General features: G+C 66.6%; 3 protein-coding genes and 1 pseudogene. 3 read left to right on the plus strand and 1 reads right to left on the minus strand.

Going from position 1 to position 4,722, the window contains the following annotated elements; all coding sequences use genetic code 11:
• Both HC022_RS19345 and HC022_RS19350 read left to right on the plus strand, forming a co-directional pair.
• On the plus strand, window positions 1–617 hold a 617-nt coding region (locus HC022_RS19345; protein WP_167453508.1), incomplete at its 5' end, for a TRAP transporter large permease subunit.
• A 26-nt stretch (window positions 618–643) separates the two neighbouring features.
• The gene (locus tag HC022_RS19350; RefSeq protein WP_167453509.1) at window positions 644–1,426 is read left to right on the plus strand and encodes an IclR family transcriptional regulator; all 783 of its coding nucleotides are present in this window, start codon (window positions 644–646) and stop codon (window positions 1,424–1,426) included.
• Window positions 1,427–1,476: 50 nt separating this feature from the next.
• Here the strand turns inward: HC022_RS19350 and HC022_RS19355 are convergent, their stop codons facing one another.
• A complete protein-coding gene (locus tag HC022_RS19355; RefSeq protein ID WP_167453510.1) occupies window positions 1,477–4,008 on the minus strand; it encodes a M10 family metallopeptidase C-terminal domain-containing protein in 2,532 nt (843 codons plus the stop codon).
• Window positions 4,009–4,463: 455 nt separating this feature from the next.
• On the opposite strand from HC022_RS19355, the pseudogene HC022_RS19360 reads away from it, so the two are divergent.
• Window positions 4,464–4,722 (plus strand): annotated as a pseudogene (locus tag HC022_RS19360) (F0F1 ATP synthase subunit beta); the annotation flags it as partial.

Here is a 4,722-nt window from a genome sequence, read left to right on the forward strand (position 1 = left end):
CCGTGGGCTTCTGCGTGGTGGTGGGCTTTCTCTGCCTGCCTCTTCACAAGCTCATCAACCGCGGCCGAGACGAGCGCCCGGACGTGTCCGAGCGGAGCTACGGCGAGATGCTGGTGGTGCGCGGCTTCGGCCCCATCGAGCTGCCCTCGATCACCATGCGCTCGGCGCAGATCACCGGCATCCTCGCACCGCTGATCGCGGTGTCGGTGGTGATGCAGCAGATCCTCTCAGTGCTGGGCGCGCAGGAGAGCATCACCGCCTTCGTGACCGGCATGGGCGGCTACTACCCGACGCTGTTTACCGCCATGGCCATCGTCTTCGTGGCGGGCATGGTGCTCGAGAGCCTGCCGGTGACCATCATCCTCGCCCCGATCCTCGCGCCCATCGCGGCCTCGATCGGCGTGGATCCGATTCAGTTCGCGGTGGTCTTCCTCGTCGGCGCGTCGATCGGCTTCATCACCCCGCCCTACGGCCTGAACCTCTCCTTTTCCTCTGTCTTCCCCCTCCTTCCCTCCTTCCGCCTGCTCCGCTATACCGTTCCCTACCTCGCCGCACTGATTACGGTGTGGTTGCTGGTGGCGCTGGTGCCCGAGCTTTCGACGGCACTGCTGCCGTAGACGTGGAAAGTGAAGGAAGGAACGCGATGGACGCCGGCAAGAGCGACACGATACCCACCAACCTGCGGCTGCTGACGGTGCTCGAAGAAGTCGCGCGCGCCGGTGTGCCGGTGACCCCCACCGCCGTCAACGACGTGCTGGGGCTGCCCAAGCCCACCATTCACCGGTTGTTCTCGACCCTCGAGGACGAAGGCTTCCTGCAGCGCGACATGGACGGGCGGACCTATTCGCCCGGCCCGCGCCTGCGGCAGCTCGCCGGCGGCATCATCTCGTCCCGCCGCATCCGCACCGCGCGGCAGGCGATTCTGCGCAAGCTCTCGGCGCAGGTGGGCGAGACCTGCAACATCGCCATGCCCGAGCGCAACGCGATGACCTACCTCGAACGGGTCGAGACCGAGTGGCCGCTGCGCATCCAGCTGCCCATCGGCACTTCGGTGCCGTTCTACTGCACCGCCTCGGGCAAGATGTACCTGAGCTCGCTGGCGTCGAACCACCTCGAGCGCTACCTCGACGCCACCGATCTCGTGGCCCATACGCCGAACACGCTGACCACCCCCGAGGCGATCCTGCGCGAGCTCGAGGAGGTGCGGAGCAACGGCTACGCGCTCGACCGCGAGGAATTCATGGTCGACATGATCGCGCTGGCGGTGCCCATCGCCGACGTCAACGGGCGGCTGATGGCGACGCTGTCGTTCCACGCGCCGACCCAGCGCTTCGACATCGACCATGCGCTCGAGTTCCTCGCCCCCCTGCGCGCCGCCGCCGACGACCTGTCGAAGCTGCTGGCGGGCGAGGACGAGCCCGTCTGAACGCAAAGGGCCGGCGCCCGCGCGCCGACCCCTATTCCATCGCGGGGACCTCAGGCGAAGCTCAGGTCGTCCACGATGTCCTGCCGGTCGGCCATGTTCTCGACCACCACGACGAGCCCGGAACCGAAGTCGAACACCGTGTCGCCCGAGGTATCGACGGCGAAGGTGTTCACCACCTCCTGCGCCGTGAGCCCCCCACCCCAAATCGCCTGCTCGAGCCGCAGCGTGTCGATGTCGTCCTGGAAATCCAGGATGGTGTCGGTCTCGGAGGTCAGCCCGAAGATGAAGGTGTCGAACCCGGTGCCGCCGTTCAGGATGTCATCGCCGGCATTGCCGCGGATCAGGTCGCTGCCGGTACCGCCGTCGATGGTGTCGTCCCCTCCCGCACCCGCAAGCACGTCGTTGCCGGCATCGCCCACGATGATGTCGCGCACGCTCGACGAGGACGGGTCCGCGCCGGAATAGCCGGTGATCGTATCGTTGCCGCCCCCGCCGCGCAGGCTCTGGAAATTGCCGCCGCCGATGATCCGGTCGTTGCCCGCGCCGCCCTCGATGGTGGCGGCGTTGACGTTGTTGGCGGCGATGGTGTCGTCGAAGTCCGACCCCACGACGCGCTCGAACCCTTCGAGGATGTCGCCCGCAGCATGGCCACCGCTGTTGCTGGCGCTGTTGAGCAGCACGTTCACCCCGGCGTCCGAGTTGGCGTAGGTCACCGTGTCCTTGCCGTTGTTCCCGACGAGGCTGTCCTCTTTCGCATTGCCCGCGATGATGTCGTTGCCGAAGCCGCCGATGATCGTGTCCGCGCCCGCAGAGCCCGCAAGGATGTCATTGCCGAAGCCGCCGTCGATGACGTCTCCGATGCCGGACTGATTGATGTTCGGCCCACCGTAGCCGGTGATGGTGTCGTTGCCGGCCTCGCCCCGCAGAACCTGAGCATTCATGCCGCCATAGAGCCGGTCGTTCCCGTCCCCGCCCTCCAGCGTCGTGCCGGCAAGGTCCATGGCGCGCATCACGTCGTTGAAGTCCGATCCCACGACGCGCTCGAAGTTGGTGATGATGTCGCCCTCAGCGTCGCCACCGGTGTTGTTCGAGGACCCGAGCCGGATGTTCACCGCGGCGCCCGAGGCGGCGTAGGTAAGCGTGTCGCGGCCCGCCCCACCGTCCATGTCGTCGGCGCCGATGCCGCCCGCGACGATGTCGTTCCCCAACCCGGCGTCGATGCTGTCATTGCCCGTCCCGCCGCTGATGGTGTCGTGGCCACGCCGCCCGAAGATGGTGTCGTTGCCCGCGAGCCCGACCAGGACGTTGGCGATGGCGTTGCCGCTGAGCGTGTCGCCCGCGGCGCCGCCGGTGGCGTTCTCGATCACCGTACCGTTGGCGATGGTGAACCCGCCCGCGATTCCGTCGATGGCCGAGGCGAAGCCGCCGCCGCCCGCCTCGAAGAGCAGGGAGGCGGCGCGCAGGTCGATGGTGGCCGCGGTGTTGCTGTCGTTGACGATGGTGTCGGTGCCGCCGACGTCGTAGATCGCCAGCCAGTACGAGGTGTCGTCATCGAGCGTGTAGACCGTGTTGCCGCTGCCGGTGTTGGGATTGGCACCGTATTTCTGCTGCAGCAGCGCGATATCGAAGGCCATGAACGAGCCCATCGAACCGGAATTGGTGTCCGGCGCCGGGGTGCCGACCGGCCCCTCCACGAAGCTCGAGTTGTAGGACATCACCGTGAAGATGCCCTGGTTCAGCGAGAAGGTGCCGGTGTCCGACGACCCGTCCACCCCGGTCATCACCTCGGAGGTGCCGCCGGTGTCGTGCGGATGCGCCAGCCCCAGCCCGTGGCCGAGCTCGTGGATCACCGTGAAAAAGCCGTCGCCGCCCAGATCGAGCGAGCCGCCGGCGCTGCGGTCCCAGTTGTTGCCGTTGAAGACACCCACCCCCGGGTTGGGCTCACCCGGCGGGTTCATGTAGCCGTAGAGGTTGCTCGGCAGCTCGTTGGTGTCGAGCACGAAGGTGAAGTCCGCCGCTGCCGCCGAGTTGACCTCGGTGAAGGTCAGGTTGGTGTAGGTCGCGATCATCGCGAAGGCGGCCTCGAACCGCGCCATCTCGTAGGCGTTGTAGCCCTCCGAGGTCACACCGTCCGCGGTGACGCCGTTGGGCGCGAAATAGTAGGTCACCTCGTTGTCGGGAAGCTGGGTGCCCCAGTCGATGGCGTCGAGCGGATCGGGGGGCGGCGCCACCGCGGTCTCGAGCGTGTAGCTGCCGCTGCCATCGTCCGACCAGGAGGCGACCTCGATGTAATAGGTCTCGGTGCTCTCGACCGCGAGGGTCAGGAAGGAGTCGAGCCCCTCGCCGAAATCGTCGTTGTAATCGACGAGCGCGCCCGTGCTGTCGTAGATCCGCAGGTAGGGATCCGAGAGCGACCCGCCGGTCAAGGTGAAACTGACGAGATCGCCTTCCACGAGATCGATGGCGATCCAGTCGCGTTCGCCCGTCGGGCTCAGCGTGCCCTGAAAGCTGTCGCCGACGACGATCTCGTACGGGGTGGTGTCATTTTCCGGGGCATCCGTGGTCTCGGTCACAACGGCCATGTTCAACGTCCTGATCTAATGAAATTTTCCCCTAGGGCTGCGCCCGAAGGACCTGTCTGAAAGCGTTTGTTTCCAATCGAAGGCCGATACCGGCCGGACACTCTTCAAAGGGCTGCGAGCCGAAAACACGGCATTGAACCTTCCTCGAACACAATCGCTACCAAACTCATGAGTGGCTCAGGGCCCGACACGGGCCGTAAGCTCACTTTGAAGGCCATACGTCGAAAAGCAACGAAAATTTCAACCTAAGGTAAGGTTAACGCCTGACCGAAATGTCGCGTGCCGGCGCCTGCAGCGACGTTGCCGCCGTACCGGACAGCAACAGACCCAGACACAGCCCCGAGACGGGCGAACGCGGCCCGTGATCTTCGCCTGCGACGGGATTGCGCCTTGACCATCCCGGCATTCGCTGAAACCTGTAGCCCGTCCCGGCCCAAATCGGGAGACTCGGAGTCATGCCACTTTCACCGGACCAACCCGGGCGGGTCGCGGCCATCCGCGGCGCCGTCGTAGACATCGCCTTCACCGACGGCGCCCTGCCCGCGATCAACGACGCGCTGGCGCTCGAGCCCCCCGGCCTGCCGCCGGTGCTGGTCGAGGTGCAGGCCCATCTCGACACCGCCACCGTGCGCGCCATCGCGCTGCAGGCCACCACCGGGCTGCGCCGCGGCATCCCCGCCCGCCCGCTCGGCGGCCCGCTGACAGCGCCGGTGG

It is taken from the genome of Salipiger sp. HF18, from assembly GCF_011806505.1.
Lineage (GTDB): Bacteria > Pseudomonadota > Alphaproteobacteria > Rhodobacterales > Rhodobacteraceae > Salipiger > Salipiger thiooxidans.